This window comes from Nonomuraea maheshkhaliensis (assembly GCF_039529435.1).
GTDB lineage: Bacteria > Actinomycetota > Actinomycetes > Streptosporangiales > Streptosporangiaceae > Nonomuraea > Nonomuraea maheshkhaliensis.
Genome location: NZ_BAAAMU010000044.1, coordinates 63,171 through 79,328 on the forward strand (window position 1 = coordinate 63,171; position 16,158 = coordinate 79,328).

Annotated in this window: 14 protein-coding genes; 9 read left to right on the forward strand and 5 right to left on the reverse strand. The window is 73.3% G+C overall.

What is annotated here, in order from left to right; all coding sequences use genetic code 11:
• Nucleotides 1-127: 127 nt before the first annotated feature.
• The 3 genes from ABFX54_RS27560 to ABFX54_RS27570 are packed head-to-tail and all read left to right on the forward strand — an operon-like array spanning nucleotide 128 to nucleotide 2,091.
• Entirely contained in the window at nucleotides 128-1,066 is a 939-nt protein-coding gene (locus ABFX54_RS27560) for a sulfite exporter TauE/SafE family protein (RefSeq protein ID WP_346109400.1), read from the forward strand.
• A 12-nt stretch (nucleotides 1,067-1,078) separates the two neighbouring features.
• Nucleotides 1,079-1,495 (forward strand): RrF2 family transcriptional regulator, encoded by a 417-nt coding sequence (locus ABFX54_RS27565; RefSeq protein WP_346109402.1) that lies wholly within the window; start codon nucleotides 1,079-1,081, stop codon nucleotides 1,493-1,495.
• 56 nt (nucleotides 1,496-1,551) lie between these two features.
• Entirely contained in the window at nucleotides 1,552-2,091 is a 540-nt protein-coding gene (locus ABFX54_RS27570; RefSeq protein WP_346109404.1) for a hypothetical protein, read from the forward strand.
• 62 nt (nucleotides 2,092-2,153) lie between these two features.
• On the opposite strand, the gene ABFX54_RS27575 is transcribed toward ABFX54_RS27570, so the two are convergent.
• From ABFX54_RS27575 to ABFX54_RS27590, 4 genes are all read right to left on the reverse strand, one after another.
• On the reverse strand, nucleotides 2,154-3,197 hold the full coding sequence (locus ABFX54_RS27575; protein ID WP_346109406.1) for an endo-1,4-beta-xylanase: 1,044 nt from the start codon (nucleotides 3,195-3,197) through the stop codon (nucleotides 2,154-2,156).
• 156 nt (nucleotides 3,198-3,353) lie between these two features.
• Nucleotides 3,354-3,947, reverse strand: coding sequence for a hypothetical protein (locus ABFX54_RS27580; RefSeq protein WP_346109408.1), 594 nt, complete (start codon nucleotides 3,945-3,947; stop codon nucleotides 3,354-3,356).
• A gap of 146 nt (nucleotides 3,948-4,093) precedes the next feature.
• On the reverse strand, nucleotides 4,094-5,215 hold the full coding sequence (locus tag ABFX54_RS27585; protein WP_346109410.1) for a DUF418 domain-containing protein: 1,122 nt from the start codon (nucleotides 5,213-5,215) through the stop codon (nucleotides 4,094-4,096).
• A gap of 107 nt (nucleotides 5,216-5,322) precedes the next feature.
• Entirely contained in the window at nucleotides 5,323-6,297 is a 975-nt protein-coding gene (locus ABFX54_RS27590; protein WP_346109412.1) for an aldo/keto reductase, read from the reverse strand.
• Nucleotides 6,298-6,415: 118 nt separating this feature from the next.
• On the opposite strand from ABFX54_RS27590, the gene ABFX54_RS27595 reads away from it, so the two are divergent.
• From ABFX54_RS27595 to ABFX54_RS27620, 6 genes are all read left to right on the forward strand, one after another.
• A complete protein-coding gene (locus ABFX54_RS27595; RefSeq protein WP_346109413.1) occupies nucleotides 6,416-7,186 on the forward strand; it encodes a phytanoyl-CoA dioxygenase family protein in 771 nt (256 codons plus the stop codon).
• A 178-nt stretch (nucleotides 7,187-7,364) separates the two neighbouring features.
• A complete protein-coding gene (locus ABFX54_RS27600; protein WP_346109415.1) occupies nucleotides 7,365-8,963 on the forward strand; it encodes a S8 family peptidase in 1,599 nt (532 codons plus the stop codon).
• A 14-nt stretch (nucleotides 8,964-8,977) separates the two neighbouring features.
• Entirely contained in the window at nucleotides 8,978-9,592 is a 615-nt protein-coding gene (locus ABFX54_RS27605; RefSeq protein WP_346109416.1) for an RNA polymerase sigma factor, read from the forward strand.
• Entirely contained in the window at nucleotides 9,589-10,086 is a 498-nt protein-coding gene (locus tag ABFX54_RS27610) for a hypothetical protein (protein WP_346109418.1), read from the forward strand. The genes ABFX54_RS27605 and ABFX54_RS27610 overlap by 4 nt, the downstream gene beginning before the upstream one ends.
• A 16-nt stretch (nucleotides 10,087-10,102) precedes the next feature.
• Complete coding sequence (locus ABFX54_RS27615) at nucleotides 10,103-12,718, forward strand: CHAT domain-containing protein (protein ID WP_346109420.1); 2,616 nt, start codon at nucleotides 10,103-10,105, stop codon at nucleotides 12,716-12,718.
• 105 nt (nucleotides 12,719-12,823) lie between these two features.
• Nucleotides 12,824-14,518: a RyR domain-containing protein gene (locus tag ABFX54_RS27620; RefSeq protein ID WP_346109422.1), complete on the forward strand. Its 1,695-nt coding sequence runs from the start codon at nucleotides 12,824-12,826 to the stop codon at nucleotides 14,516-14,518.
• A 15-nt stretch (nucleotides 14,519-14,533) separates the two neighbouring features.
• On the opposite strand, the gene ABFX54_RS27625 is transcribed toward ABFX54_RS27620, so the two are convergent.
• Nucleotides 14,534-16,158: DEAD/DEAH box helicase (locus tag ABFX54_RS27625; RefSeq protein ID WP_346109424.1), on the reverse strand; the 1,625-nt coding region annotated here is incomplete at its 5' end.

Consider the following 16,158-nt stretch of genomic DNA (forward strand, 5'->3'; position numbering starts at 1 on the left):
GTGGGGCGGCCGTCGTCGTTCAGGCCGCCGACGCTCAGTTGTTCCCCGGCCAGGGGTTGACAGGACGCCCCCCGTCTTAAAGTATTATTCCTACTTGTATAGTAGGAATGGTAGGAAAGGGGAGATCGTGCGGGCACTCATCCTGCTCGGGCTGGTCGGTCTCGCGGCTCAGCTGGTCGACGGCAGCCTGGGCATGGCCTACGGCGTCACCTCGACCACGCTGCTGCTGGCCATCGGCACCAACGCGGCGGCGGCATCCGCCACCGTCCACCTCGCCGAAATCGGCACCACGCTCGCTTCCGGCATCTCCCACTGGCGCTTCGGCAACGTGGACTGGAAGGTCGTCGCCAAGATCGGCATCCCGGGAGCCGTGGGCGCGTTCGCCGGCGCGACGTTCCTGTCGAGCCTGTCGACCGAGGTCGCCGCCCCGGTCATGTCGATCATCCTGCTCGCCCTGGGCGTCTACATCCTCATCCGCTTCACCGCCTTCGGCCTGCCGCGCGGCAACCTGGGCAAGCCGCTGCGCCGGCGCTTCCTCGCGCCGCTCGGCCTGGTGGCCGGCTTCGTGGACGCCACCGGCGGCGGTGGCTGGGGCCCCGTCGGCACCCCGGCGATCCTGGCCAGCGGGCGCATGGCGCCGCGCAAGGTGATCGGCTCGATCGACGCCAGCGAGTTCCTCGTCGCCATCGCGGCCAGCGTCGGCTTCTTCGTCGGCATCGGCTCGGAGAACATCAACTTCTCCTGGGTCGCCGTGCTGCTGCTCGGCGGCGTCATCGCCGCGCCGATCGCCGCCTGGCTGGTCCGGCACATCCCGCCGCGCATCCTCGGCTCGGCCGTCGGTGGCGTCATCGTCTTGACGAACGTGCGCACGCTGCTGCGCAGCGACTGGATCGACGCCTCCACCGGCGTCCAGACCGTGGCGTACATCGTCATCGCCGTCATCTGGGCGGCGGCCATCGCCTACTCGGTACGCGAGTACCGCCGTGACAAGGCCAACGAGTCGGTCGAGGCGGTGGAGAGCGAGTTGCGCCCCCGCGGCTCAGAGGAGGAGACGGCCTCCGCCTGAAGCCCGCCGCCCATGAGAATCTCCGCTCGTACCCAGTACGCCCTCAGCGCCATGCTCGCCCTGGCCGTGGCCGACCGCCCGGTGCACGCCGAGCGGATCGCCGTCACGCAGGAGATCCCGCGCCGCTTCTGCGACAACATCCTGCTCCAACTGCGCCGGGCGGGCCTGATCCGCAGCCAGCGGGGCCCCGACGGGGGCTACTGGCTGGCCCGCCCGGCCGGGCATATCGCGCTCGCCGACGTCATCCGCGTCACCGAGGGCGCCGAACCGCCCGCCCGGCCCTTCTCCCCGGCCGCCGCGCCCCTGGCCGAGATCTGGGACCGGCTGCGCAGCCACGAGAACGCGCTGCTCAGCGAGATCACCCTGGCCGACGTGATCGCCGCCGGCGACTCCAACGATTCGGCGGTCGCCGGCCGCGAGGTGTGGTGAAGACCTCCGGCCGTTGACGGGCGCCGTGACCCCGAGGTGCTGGCAAGCTGTATCCCGTGGCTTTCCGGGTGCGCGAGTTCGAGCTGGCGCTGATGCACCGCATGAAAGACCTCAACGCCGGCAAGGTTGAGGAGGCGCTGCACGACATGGGCGCCTCCCGCGCCGAGCTCCGCGAGGCCCACGCCCACTGGACGCGGCTGGCCCACGCCCCGAGGGCGCCCAAGGGGGCCGCGGCGCTGCGGATGGCGCTGGGAGCGCCGCCGTACCGGGGCAGCAGGCCCGCGGGCGGCCTGACCTGCGACGTGCTGCGCTGGCCGCTGCCGAGCTGGCCGGGCCTGGCGTTCGAGGCCCTGGTAGGCCCCGGCGGCGAGGTGTGGAACCAGTGGTTCGTCCGGCCCGAGGGCCCGGCGGAGGTGGCGTTCGCGGACCTGGCGCCGTGGACGTGCGTCGTGGCCGACCTCGGCGCGAGCTTCCCCGGCGCCGTCCAGATCGAGGGCCCCGCCCCGCAGCACTGGACGGTCGACTTCCCCCACGGCGGCCGCACGTACCGCGCCCGTTTCGTGTACGGCCTGCTCCAGCGCCTGGACCCGTCCTGACGAGACAGCCGCCCAGGTCCGCGCCGAACCACCGGCGCGGACCTGGGCCGGGACCGGTGGCGTCAGCGGGGGCGCTTCACCGTCAGCAGCGCCTGGTAGGCCGGCTTGGGCGCGAGGTTCTCGTCGAGCAGGCAGGCCGAGCCCTCACCGTCGAACCAGCCGGGCACCCACGAGTGCCGGTCGGTGTAGCCCCACACGGTCAGCTCGCGGCACGCGCGGACGCTGAGGCAGTCGGAGAGCGCCCGGCTGTAGTACGTGGCCTGGGTCGTCAGTTTCTCCGGCGTCACGGGCAGCACCATGCGCACGTCCAGCTCGGTGACCGCGATTTCGAGGCCCAGGCCGGCGAAGCGGCGCATCACGTTCGCCCAGTCGCCCGGGTAGTCGTACTGGATGCCCAGGTGGCCCTGGAAGCCGGCCCCGTGGATCGGCACCCCCTGCGCCCGCAGGTCCTTGACCAGGGCGAAGGTGGTCTCGATCTTGGGGGCGTTCCACTCCAGGTTGTAGTCGTTGATGTAGAGCTTGGCGTGCGGGTCGGCCTGGTGCGCCCAGCGGAAGGCGTCGGCGATGTAGCCGGGGCCGAGGTGGGTCAGCCAGAGGGTCTGCCGCATCGTGCCGTCGTCCTCGACGACCTCGTTGACCACGTCCCAGGCCCTGATCTTGCCCTTGTAGCGGCGGACCTGGGTGGTGATGTGGTCGCGCAGGATCTTCCTGAGCTCGGTGGCGTCGATCGAGCCGTCGGCCACGCCGTTGGTCAGCCAGGCGGGCAACTGGTTGTGCCAGACGAGGGTGTGGCCGCGTACCTGCTGGTGGTTGCGGCGCGCGTTCTCGACCAGCGCGTCGGCGTCGGCCCAGGTGAAGACCCCGCGCTCCGGCTCGACGGACTCCCACTTCATCGCGTTCTCCGCGGTGACGTGGCTGAACTCGCGGTTGAGCACCCTGCGGTAGTCGGACTCCGCGCGCAGGGCGGCGATGTCGACCGCGGAGCCGATCTTGACGCCGGTCTGCTGCGCGAGCTGCCGCAGGTCGCGCGGTGGGCGCGGATGGGCGGACGCGGGCAGGGCCGGGGTGGCGAGGACGAGCGCTAAAGCGATGATCAGGAGCTTCACCGTGTTACCTCCGATGCCGGAGCCGGGGGTGCCAGAGGAGCCCGACACACGCCCGAAAGTTTCGGGCGTGTGTCGATAATTTCACCGGCTGCCGGAACGGTAAGCGCTGCCGGACAGGTCGTCAACCTCCGGGCAAGAATCGGGCGGAAGGGCCGGTCAGACCAGCAGGAGGATCGCCACCCCGAGCGTGAGGTCGAGCACGGCGCAGAACTCGGCCAGTGACCGCGTCACCACCTGGTTCGCCCGCCAGACGATGACGTCCTGCACGGCGTGGCCGATGAGGGCGGCGGCGACGAGGTAACTGCCTATGGCCGGCGACAGGGAGAGCGCGGCGACCGCGGCGCCGCCGAAGACCAGCAGGAAGGGCAGTTGCAGCGCGGTCAACGGCGCCCGCCGCGCCACGCCGGCCACCAGGGCCAGCACGGTCACGCACACCGCCCCGCCCACCAGCGCAGGCCATGGGTCCGCGTCGAGCACCCGTGCCACCCCCACCCCCACCACGGACGCGATGAACAGCGGCCAGACCACGGCCGGCCGGCCGACCAGCGCGGTGCCCAGGTAGATCAGCGCGGCCAGGAACACGATGAGCGCCTGGGGGCGGCCGTCGTCCATGCCGAAGGCGTTCTGCGCCATGACCGCCAGCCCCAGCCAGGTGGGCCAGCGGTGGGCGACGCCCAGCAGCACCCGGATCGGCAGCGGTCGCTCCGCGCCTGCGGGGGTGGGCTCGGCTGAGGGCGTTGTGTCGGTCATGCACACGACTGTCACGCACGCCCCCGCGCGTCGGCGAGCCGCGGGAAGGACCACGTCCGCAATCTTGGGCACCCTGTCCGCCCGGCCCCGGTGGGCGACGACTCCGGTGCGGGTCCTGCCTGACGGCAGGACCCGCACCGGCCCGGCTATCGGCTCGCCTCGGCGGGTGCCTGCCGCCACGGCGCCTGGTAGGCCCACTGCCAGGCCAGTTCGATCGGGCCGCGGTCGAAGCGGCGCAGCCACAGTGACGACAGGGCCATGAACAGCAGGCAGATCCCGGCCCAGGCGACCGGCACCCACCAGGGCCGCAGCCCGTCCAGGCGGGTGGCGAGGCCGAGGCCCCAGCCGTAGCAGAGCGCGCCGGCGGCCAGGTTCTGGAAGACGTAGCATGACAGCGCCGTACGGCCGACGTTGGCGAAGCCGCGGCGAAGGACGCCGGGCGCGCTCCGCGCCCGCAGCACGATCGAGGTGATCAGCGCCAGCAGGCCCAGGGAGACCAGCGGCGCCACGAGGTAGCGGTCCACCATGAACCAGGCGGGCCCGGCGAACGAGGTGAGCAGGTTCAGCGGCACTCCGGCGCCGATCCCGGCGGCGATCAGCCGGCCGCGCAGGCGCGCGCCGCGTTCCTCGAAGACGCCGGCGCGCATCAGCCGCGCGCCGAGCAGGAACAGCACGATGCCGAGCGGCACGATGAAGAGCAGCTCCGCGCGGAAGATCGCGGCGTGGCGCAGGCGGAGCTCCACCTGCTCCAGCCAGCCGGACGGGTGCGGCGCCGCCGTGCCCCCGCCCGCCGGCACGATCATGAGCAGTGCGGTGAGCAGGCCCACCATGGCCAGGAGCAGCGTCCCGGCCGCGACCATCCAGGCCGTGACGACGCGTTCGCTCCGCCCGATCAGGTACGCCACGATCATCGAGGTGATCGCGTACCCCATGAGCACGTCGAACTCGAAGATCAGCACGTAGTGCAGGATCCCCTCGGCCAGCAGCAGCGCGGCCCGCCAGAGGTAGCGTCCCGGCCAGGTCAGGCCCCTGCGCACCGCGCTGCGGTACTGCAGTTCGAGGCCGACGCCGAACAGCAGGGTGAGCAGCCCGAGGAACTTGCCGTTGGACAGGAATCGCAGGAACGTCTCCGCCCCACCGGCGTCCGCGCCGAGGCTCAGGAAGGCCCCGGGGCCGCCGGGGTCGGTGAAGATCCAGATGTTGGTGCCCAGCGTGCCCATGATGGCCACGCCGCGCAGCACGTCGAGTGCGCCGATGCGTCTGTCCACGCATTCAAGCCTGCTGGCGGGCGGGCCCGTTCTGATCGTCCCCAGGAGCGAAATGGGCGGTACATCGATCGATGTACCGCCCCGATACTTTGGTCACCCAGGGCGGGTCAGGACTCGACGCCCGACTCCTTGGCGGCCCGTTCGATGGTGGCCAGTTCGTCCTCGGTGAAGTCGAGCCGGTCCACCGCGGCCACGTTCGCCTCAAGCTGCTCGGGGCTGGAGGCCCCCACCAGCACCGAGGTGATCCGCGGGTCGCGCAGCGCCCACGCCAGCGCGAGCTGGGCCACCGTCTGCCCGCGCGCGCTCGCCAGCCCGGCCAGCGCCCGGACGAACGCCAGCACCTGCGGCGTCACCCGCTCCGGCGTCAGGAAGCGGCCCTCGGCCGCCCGCGAGTCGGCCGGGATGCCGTTCAGGTACCGGTCGGTCAGCAGGCCCTGGGCCAGCGGGGAGTACACCACGCAGCCCATGCCCTCCTGTTCGAGCACGCCCAGCAGCGACTCCTCGATGCGCCGGTTCAGCAGCGAGTACGACGGCTGGTGCACCAGGAGTGGCGTGCCGAGCCCGCGCAGCAGGCGGGCGGCCTCGGCGGTGCGCTCGGGGGAGAAGTTGGAGACGCCGACGTAGAGGACGCGGCCGGTGCGGACCATGTGGTCGAGCGTGGCGACCTGCTCCTCCAGCGGGGTGTCCTCGTCGTCGCGGTGCAGGTAGAAGATGTCCACGTAATCGAGGCCGAGCCGGGCCAGCGAGCGGTCCAGGGTGGCCAGCAGGTGCTTGCGCGAGTTGCCCTTGCCGTACGGGCCGTCCCACATGGGGTTGCTGCCCTTGGTGGTCACCACGGCCTCGTCGCGCAGTGACCGCGGGAAGATCCGCCCGAACGCGGCCTCGGCGGCGCCGATCGGCGGGCCGTACCGGTCGGCGATGTCGAAGTGGGTGATGCCGAGATCGAGGGCCTTGTGCAGGATCGCGCGCTGGCTTTCGAGCGGCTTGGCCTCGCCGAAGTTGTGCCACAGGCCGAGCGAGACCGCGGGGAGGAGCAGTCCGCTGCGGCCGCATCTCCGGTACGGCTGGCGTTCGTAGTCCACGGGGGTGACCTTCCGCAAAGATCGCAATGAAACGTTTTACGGAGCACAGTCAATCATCTTTCCGACGTCGGGCGCCCGACCGTACCGGTGCGAAGTGGACAGGCGGCCCGGAGCGGGCATGACCATGAAGGAACTGGAGGGCCGCATGAACGAGATCTCCCCGGCACGGTTCTACCGGGACAACGGTTACGCGCTGGTCAAGAGCCTGATCAGCGCCGACGAGGCGAGAGCCTACCGCGAGGAGTGCCACGCGCTGCTGGCGCGGCTGCGCCCCTCCGACCCCACCTGGGGCAGCGCGCGGCGGATCGCCGGAGGCGGCGCCACCGAGCTGCGCCACTGTCACGACGCCCAGTTCTACTCGGCCGCGTTCGCCCGGCTCATCGTCGACCCGCGCTTCACCGACGTGGCGGCGGAGCTGATGGGCTCGGGCAACGTCCAGCTCCACCACACCAAGATCTTCGTCAAGCCGGCGGAGAAGGGCTCGCCGTTCCCGATGCACCAGGACGCCGCCCACTTCCCGCACACCAGGCACACGGTCGGCGCGGCCATCTTCCACTTCGACGACGCGCCCGAGGAGAAGGGCTGCGTACGCGTCGTGCCGGGCAGCCACCGGCGGGGCCCGCTGCCGCACGTCGAGGAGGGCGGCTGGCACCTGCCGCCGTCGAGGTGGCCGCTGGAGGAGGCGGTGCCGGTCGAGGCGCGGGCGGGTGACGTGCTGTTCCTCAGCTACCTGACCGTGCACGGGTCGGGAGTGAACCGGTCCGACGAGGCCCGTACGACGCTGCTGGTGCAGTTCCGCGACCCCGAGGACCTGCCCGCCGAAGACGTGCACGGCTCACGCGGGCAGGGGATGATGCTGCGCGGCATCGACCCCCTGGCCGGCCGCTGACCCCGCACCCGCCTGACCGCCCGCGCCCGCCCGGCTCCCGTGCGCCTGCCTGACCGCCTGCGCCCCCGTGCGCCGGCCTGGCCGGACGGGATCGTGACGCTTCCGTTACCCGGCGCCGCGTATCGCCGCCGCCGATCCGCTCTCGTACGCCACAGAGGGAAGAACGGAGGCGGTGCAATTGACGATCGACTACATCCCCGAGCCGACCGGGCGCGGCGGAGGTGAGCCCTTCGGGCCGTCCTGGCAGGGCGTCACCCTTCCCCGCGAGATCCTCGACCGGCACGGCGCCAAGGTCCTCGATCCGTGGGCCGTCGGCCTGGACCCGGGCGAGACCCGTCCCGACTCCACCGTCTACCGCGCGGACGTGCTGCTGGTCCCCGGCCAGGTGCTGCGCGCCCGCGAGGCCACCGACTGGATCGACGCGGCGCTGTACGACGTCGGCCTGAGGCTGTCGCGGGCCAGCATCGACCGCGCCCGCGACCGGGAGCTCGGCGCCGAGACCGTCTGGATGCCCGCCGTCCTGGAGATCGCCCCGGAACGCCGGGACGTGCGGGCGGACGCCTGGCCCGCGCTCCGCGCCCTGCGCAGGCGGCTCACCGAGGAGTCCGGCACCGATCAGGCCATCAGGGACGGCGTCGCCCAGATCTCGCTCGACCACCTGTTCGTCGGCTCGGCCACCAGCGGGATCGGCTCGCTCAGCCTCGGCGGTGAGCCCGCCACCAGCGGACACGCCGTCACCGACGAGCCCGGCACCGCCACCCGCCCCGGATACGGCCGCGTCCCCCTGACCGTGGTCGCCGGGCCGCCGCGCCGCCGCACGCTCGAAGAGCTCGGCGGGCCCAGGATCACCGTGGTCACCCTCGACACCGGCGTGGCCGCGCACCCGTGGTTCCTGCCGGTCACCGAGCCCGACGCGTTCCTCACCGTCGACCCGGACGGCCAGCAGCTCATCGAGGACACCCATCCCGCCTACGAGGGCCGCGACATCGCCAGGCTCGTCGGCTACGAGGACCTCGGCCACCTGCCCAACCCGCTGATCGGCACGCTCAACTCGCACACCGGCCACGGCCTCATGCTGGCCGGCCTGATCGCCCAGATCGCGCCGGACGCCCGCGTCCTGGCGTACAAGGTCATGCACAGCGACGGCGTGGTGCCGGAGGAGGCCGTGCACGCGGCGCTCGACCGCATGCTCGCGCTGATGGACGCCGGGCGAAACATCGACGTGCTGTGCTGCTCCTTCGGCGGCTTCGCCGAGACCGGCGACGCGGCGATGCAGGCGCTGTTCGACAAGGTCAACCAGCTCCGGGCGCGCGGCGTCATCGTGGTCAACGCGGCCGGGAACTACGCCACGAGCCGGCCCTTCTACCTCGCCGCCCTCTCCGAGACGGCCGTGCCGGGCCCGCCGGTCGCGCCCATGCTCGGCGTGGCCGCCAAGAACCCCGACGGCACGATCGCCATCTTCAGCAACGAGCATCCCGCCGTACGCTGGCGCGCCCCCGGCGCGATGGTCGTCAGCACCTTCCCGCCCCAGTTCAGCGGCGCCCAGAGCGCGCTGCTCGCCACGGGGGAGCGGGCCTCGCTCGACTGCGACGCCATGGGGCCGTTCTGCGGCTGGAGCGGCACCTCGTTCGCCGCCCCGATCGTCGCGGGCGTCATCGCGGCCGAGCTGACCAGGACCATCGGGCAGGTCGGCGTCGATCCCGTCGAGCGGGCCAGGGCGGTCATCGACCGGATGATCGAGGACAAGGTGGCCCGGCCGGAAGTCGTGCGCATCTGATGGCCGGCGACCCGGTGACAGGCCATGCCCCCGCCGACAGGGCCCGCGCCCGCGCCGCCGGGGCCGAGCGCCGCGCCCGGCTCGGGGAGCTGCTGGTGGCGGCCAGGCAGGGCGACAGCGCGGCCCTGGACGCCATCGTCGCCGAGCTCACGCCCGTGCTCTGGCACACCGCGCGCAACCAGGGCCTGAGCAGCCAGGCCGCCGAGGACGTCGTCCAGACGACCTGGCTGACCCTGCTGCGCCGCCTGGACACCATCGCCGCGCCGGGCGCGCTCATCGAATGGCTGGTCACCACGGCCAGGCGCGAGGCGTGGCGGGTCAGCGCCGCCTCCCGCAAGGACGACCTGCCCGGCGACGACGTGTTCGACGACCTGCCCGACGGCGTGCTGACCCCCGACGAGCTGCTCGTGAACGACGAGCGGCGGCGCGCGCTCTGGCAGGCGGTCGAGAGCCTGCCGAAAAGGTGCGCGGAGCTGCTCAGGATCATCGCCTTCGTGCCGCGCCCGCACTACGACGCGGTGGCCGCCGCGCTGGACATGCCGCTGGGCAGCATCGGGCCCACGCGCGGCCGGTGCTTCGCGAAGCTGCGTCTGGTGCTCGCGAAGGATCCCGATTGGAGTCCCCGATGAACACCACCGAGGGGAGCGGCCCTCCCCACCTCACCCCCGAGGACCAGTTGCTCGCCGAGGAGATCGCGGACGTCTACCGCATGATCGATCCCGTCCCGGCGACCCTGGTCGAACGCCTGCGCTTCGCGCTGGCGCTGGAGTCGGCGGACTTCGCCGTCCTGCGGCCGTTCGAGGAGGCCGGGCTGCCGTCGGGCGTACGCGGCGGCGAGGACAGCCGCACGATCACGTTCGACAGCGAGATCCTCACCATCATGATCAGCGTGAGCGCGCGCGACGATCACGCCGTACGGGTGGACGGCTGGCTGGCCCCGCCCGGCGAGCATCTGGTCGAGCTGCGCACCGGGGGAGGTGCTCAGCACGTGAGGGCGGACGACCAGGGCAGGTTCGTGCTGGACGTGGTGCCGAGGGGATTGTCGCAACTCGTGGTGCGCCAGGGGCTTGATGATCCGGCGCGGGCGACGATACTGGCGGTGACTCCCTCACTCATCCTCTGACCCCCGCGAGGTCCGATTGCGTGACCACGAGCCGGTGACCGAGCTGCGCGAGCGGGTGGAACGCCTGCACAGGCTCAGCGTCGAGGCGACCGACGACGGCCGCCCGGCGCTGGCCGCCCGCAGGCTGCGGCAGGGCCTGCGCCTGCTCGGCTGGACCGCCGCCACCCACGATGAGAATCGTGACGGGCTGCTCGCGCGGCTGCTGACCAGCCTCGCCCACGCCGAGGCCGAGCAGGGCCGCACCGGGCTCGGGATGGAGCTGCTCGACGAGGCCCAGCGCCGCGCGCCCGCCGGGGAAGAGGCCATCGTGCACGCCCAGCGCGGCCTGCTGCACCTGCGCATGGGCTCCACCGCCGAAGCGCTGCGGGAGCTGGACATCGCCGCCCCCAGGCTGGTCGGCGGCGACCCCGTCGAGCTGGCCAGGGTGCTGCTCAACCGGTCGGTCATCCGCCTCATGACCGGCAGCGTCCGTCAGGCCAGGGACGACGCCCGCAGGAGCGCCCAGCTCGCCCACGCCCACGGCCACCCGGTCATCGCCGCCAAGGCCCTGCACAACGACGGCTACTGCGACCTGCTGCTCGGGGACGTACCGGCCGCGCTGGGGGTCTTCGCCCGGGTGGAGGAGCTCTACCGCGACCTCAACCCCGGCTTCCTGCCCGTGCTGGCCCTCGACCGGGCCCGGGCGCTGCTCGCCGTGGGCCTGACCGACGAGGCGGGCCGCACGCTCGACCGGGCCGCCGACGGGTTCCGCAGGCAGCGCCTCATGCAGGACTACGCCGAGGCCGAGCTGGCCAGGGCCCAGTGCGCGCTCGACGCGGGCCGCCACGACGAGGCCCGCGACCGGGCCAGGCAGGCGGAGACGCACTTCCGGCGCAGGGGGAGCACGGCGTGGGCGCTGCGCGCGGCGCTCATGCGGCTGCGCTCCGAACTGGGCTCCGAGCTGGGCTCCGAGCTGGGCTCCGAGCCGGCGCTGGGCAAGGCCCCCGGCTCCGTGGCCCGGCGCGCGGGCGACCTCGCGGCGCGCTTCGCGGAGCTGGGCATGCGCGACGACGCGGAGATGGCCCGCCTGGTCGCACTCCGGGCCCAGGTGGCGGGGTCTGCGGGCGGGCCGCTCGGCGGGCCCGGTCCCGTGGCGGGGCCCAAGGGCGGGCCGTTCGACCTGGCCGGTACGGCCGTACGGGCCAGGGGCGGGCCGCTCGACGTGCGGCTCATGCGGCACCTGGCGGAGGCCGAGCTGGCCGGAGCGCAGGGGCGGCGCGGGCAGGCGCTGCGCAAGGTGCGCTCGGGGCTGGCGCTCATCGACTCCCACCGGGGCCGGCTGGGCAGCCTCGACATGCTCACCGGCGTCGCCGCCCTCGGCGCGGACCTGGCCGCCCACGGCCTCAGGGCGGCCCTCGACGGCGGCTCGCCCCGCCAGGTGTTCGTGTGGTCGGAACGGTGCCGGGCGCAGGCGTTCCGCTACCGGCCGCCGCGCGCCCCGCAGGACCCCCAGACCGCCGAAGCGCTGGCCGAGCTGCGGCAACTGGCCCAGCGGATGCACGCCGACGAGGCCGCCGGCCGCCGCCGCCCGGCGCTGCGCAGGCGCTGCCTGGAGCTGGAGCAGGTGATCAGGGAGCGCGGATGGCAACTGCCCGGCGTCGGCGAGCGGCTGGCCCACGCCCCGGCCCCCGAGGTGGAGTCGGCGCTGGCAGAGGACGATCTGGCCCTGGTGAGCCTGCTGAACGTGGACGGCGCGCTGCTGGCGCTCGTGCTCGCCCGCGGGCGGTGTCATCTGCACCGGCTGAGCGCGTACGAACCGGTCGCGGAGGCCGCCAGAAGGCTGGCAGGAGACCTCAACGCCCAGGCGGGACGTGCTCTGCGGTCCGCGCTGAAGGAGGTCATCGAGGCGTCCGTCCGGCGGCAGCTCGGCGTCATCGCCGGCGCGCTGGAGGCGCCCCTGCGGCAGGCGCTCTCCGGGGCCAGGGGGATCGTGCTCGTCCCGACCATGGGCCTGTCGGCCGTGCCCTGGGGCCTGCTGCCCGGTCTGAACGGCACGCCGCTGGTGGTGGCCCCGTCCGCGCTGGTCTGGCTGGCGGCCAGGCGCGCCGGCGACCCGTACGACGGCGGCCCTCCCGTCCTGGTCGCCGGGCCCGACCTGGAGCACGCCGAGCGGGAGGTCGAACGGCTCGGCGCCGTGCACCCGAAGGCCCTGCGGCTGAGTGGCGAGCGGGCCACCGTGCCGGCCACGCTCGCGGCGCTCGACGGCGCGCCGTTCGCCCACTTCGCCGCGCACGGGCACCACGAGCGCGAGAACGTGCTCTTCTCCCGCCTCGACCTGGCCGACGGCCCGCTCATGGCCCACGACCTGCAGAGCCTGCACCGGGCGCCGGGACACGTGGTCCTGTCGGCCTGCGACGTGGGACAGGCAGTGGTCAGGCCAGGCGACGAGCTGCTCGGATTCACCGCCGCGCTCCTCCACCTCGGCGCCTCCACCGTCGTCTCCAGCCTCACCCGCGTGCCCGATCAGGTGGCCGAGCGGGTCATGCTGGCCTACCACCAGGGCGTGGCCGACGGCGCTCGCCCCGCCGACGCGCTCGCCACCGCCTCGGCCGCCGAACCCGCCTCCACCTTCGTCTGCTTCGGCGCCGGCTGAGCTCTCCCGGCCGGCCCCCGGCGGTTCAGGCGGTAACGGGACGGCGGTGCTCGGGTATGAAGAGGGGGCGGTTCCCGTCGTCCCCCGGATGCGGAGCGAGGCTAGATGAAGGAAACGACCTCCATCAGGTCCTCCATCATGGTGGCGTTCGGGGGGCTGGCGCTGCTGTCGCTGGTCCTGGGCTACGTGGGGCTGCGCGTCCACCTCGCCGACGAGCCCCAGGTCTCCTTCCTCGACCTGGTCTACTACGACCTGCAGCTCTTCGTCATCGACAGCACGCCGCTCGGCGAGGGAGGCCCGCTGCCGTGGCCGCTGGAGATCGCCAGGTTCACCGCTCCCGCGGTCACCGTCTACGCGCTGATCGAGACCGTACGGCTGCTGCTGAGCAGCGAGTTCCGCCGGCTCAGGGCACGGGAGTCGAGCCGGCACGCGATCGTCTGCGGCACGGGGGCGCTGGGCCAGGCCGTGACCCAGCGGCTGCGCGAGGAGGGCCGCAAGGTCGTCGTCATCGGCTCCGCGGGCGGCGACCTTCCGCGCGCCCCCGGCGTCCTGCACGTCACCGGGGACGCCACCGACCCGCTCGTGCTGCGGGCGGCCGGCGCCGGGCGGGCCAGGACCGTCTACGCCTGCGAGGACGACGCCACCGTCAACGTGGCCATCGCCGCCACCGTGCACGGCATGGACCCGGCCGCCCCGGTGGCGGCGTACGCGCACGTCCCCGACCCCGGGCTGTGCGCCGCGCTGCGGGCCCGCAGGCTGGGCGTGGTCGAGCCGCGCGACCACCGGCTCGACTTCTTCAACCTCGACGAGCTGGTCGTCCGCGTGCTGCTGGCGCGCGACCCGGTCGACCAGCCCAGGCCGGTGCTGCTGCTGGGGCTGGAGACGTTCGGCGCCGCCCTGCTCGTCGAGCTGGCCAGGCGGTGGCGGCTGCTCGCGCCGCCGCCCGGCACCCGGCTCCCCGTACGGGTGATCGCGCCGGAGGCGGAGCCCGAAGTGGCGGCGGTGTGCCGCACGTATCCGTTCGTGGCCGAGAACTGCGCGCTGACCTGCGAGAACGGCGGCGTCGACGACCTGCGGGAGCTGCTCGAAGCGGGCAAGGAGCCTCCCCAGCGGGTGTACGTGTGCTACGCCGACGAACACCTGGCCCTGACCGCCGCACTGACCGTCGCCCCGCTGTGGACGGGCGCGCCCGTGGTCGTGCGGGTGAGCCGGCGGCGGATGTTCGGCGAGGTGTTCCGCGACGGCCGGCTGATGGAGGACCTGGCCGGGTCCCTGCAGATCTTCGCCGTCACCGAGGAGGCGGGGAAGCCCGACTTGATCGACGAGGACGTGATCGAGCGCATCGCGCGGGCGATCCACGACAGGTACGTGCTCGCGTGCGTCCAGCGGGGTGACACGCCCGGCGAGAACGCCTCCATGGTCCCGTACGAGGAACTCAGCGAGGCCAAGAAGGGCCAGAACCGCGACCAGGCCGCCCACATCGGGGCCAAGCTGGCGGCCGTCGGCTGCGTGCCGGCGCCGAGCACCGCGGCGCCGCACACGTTCGCGTTCACCGGGGAGGAGGTGGAGCGGCTGGCCAGGATGGAGCACACGCGCTGGATGCGGTATCTCACCGACAGGGGGTGGGCGCACGGCCCCGAGCGTGACGACGGCGGGCGGCGGCATCCCGACCTGCTGGACTGGGAGTACCTGTCGGAGCAGGCCCGCGACAAGGACAGGGAGGCGGTCGCGCAGCTGCCCGACATCCTCCAGGACGCCGGCTTCCGCATCGTCAGGCTGCCCGCGAGCACCGGCCCCTGACCTGGCGGCGAGGGGTCAGGAGGGCAGCAGGCGGCGTTGTTCCTCCTCCACGACCTGGCGTGCCAGCGACTGCTCCGACACGTCCACCGCGTCACCGGACGACTCGGCCAGGTCGCTGCGCCTGGCGTAGGCGTCGAACAGCTTCGACTTGCGCCGCAGGATGTCCAGCATGCGCTGGTCGACCGAGTCCACGCTGAGCAGCCGGTGCACCTGCACCCGGCGTACCTGCCCCATCCGGTGCGCCCGGCCCGCCGCCTGCGTCTCCATGCTGGGCTTGACCTGCGGCTCGCACAGGATCACGACCGACGCCGCCTGGAGGTTGAGCCCCACCCCGCCCGCCTGCACCTGGCTGAGCAGCACCGCGTGCCCGGCGGCGGCCGAGAAGCCGTCCACCACCTGCTGGCGCCGCTCCGCCGCCATGCCACCGGACAGCGGCCCGTGTGCCCGCCCGCCGAGCGCGTCGCCCACGGCCGCCAGCACCGCCTTGAAGTAGGAGAACACCACCACCTTCAGCCCGTTGGCCTCGGCGTCCTCGACCAGTTCGAGCAGGCGTTTGAGCTTGGCCGAGGTGGCCGGCTCGGCGTACGCGGCGCGCCGCATGGCCATGAAGTTGCCTTCGGTCACCGCCCGCCGGTAAGCCTCGAAGTCGGCGCCGCTGAACTCCACCCACTCGTCGGCCTCCACCCGCTCGGGCAGCTCCGACAGCACGTCCTGCTGGTTGCGCCGCAGGTAGACGGGCGCGACCGCCTTGCGGAACGCCTGCGCCCCCGCCACCACGTCACTGCTGCGCAGCCCGGTCGCCAGCTCGGGCCGCAGGTAGCCGACCAGCGTCCTGAACTCCTCGACCCGGTTCTCCATCGGCGTCCCGGTCAGGAACAGCACCCGCCGCGCCCGCCCGCACCAGGCGGTGACCGCCCGCGAGCGCCTGGTCTCCGGGTTCTTGACGTAGTGCGCCTCGTCCACGACCAGCATGCCCACCTCGGGCAGCCCCGCCGGATCGCCCGGGTCGCCCGGGTCGCCCGCCGCGCCGGGCTCCAGGCGGTGCAGGCTGTCCAGGGTGACCACGGCCACGCCGCCGGCGCGAGTCCACTCCCGCAGGGCGGCGAGCCGGTCGGGCCCGTGCAGCGGGTACGCGCCCAGCGTGCTGCGCGTCTCGATCTCGCGTACCCAGTTGATCAGTACGCTCGCCGGGCAGGCCACCAGGAAGTGCGTCTCCCCGCCCGCCCGCAGGTGCGCCAGCGCCGCGATGGCCTCGATCGACTTGCCCAGCCCCATCTCGTCGCCGATGATCACCCGCTCCTGCGCGAGCGCGAACCGTGCCCCGAACGCCTGGTATCCGCGCAGCGACACGCGCCGGTGAGCGTCGTCGAGCGGCTGGGCCGCGACCTTGGCGGCCAGGTCGTCGGGCAGCAGCCCCTGCTCACGCCCGAGCGGCTCCCCGGCCATCTCCGCCAGTAAGCCGAAATATTCCGGCGAACGGGACTCGAAGTCCGCCCACGCCTCGAAGTCACGGGCCGCCGGTCGCAGCAGGTCGGTGGTGACCTGCGTGAGCAGCAGCCGCTCCCCGAACCCGGCCAGCAGCTCCTCGACCGCCGCAGACGCCGCCCGCGACCGCCGGCGCCGCCGGGGGAGGGTGAGCG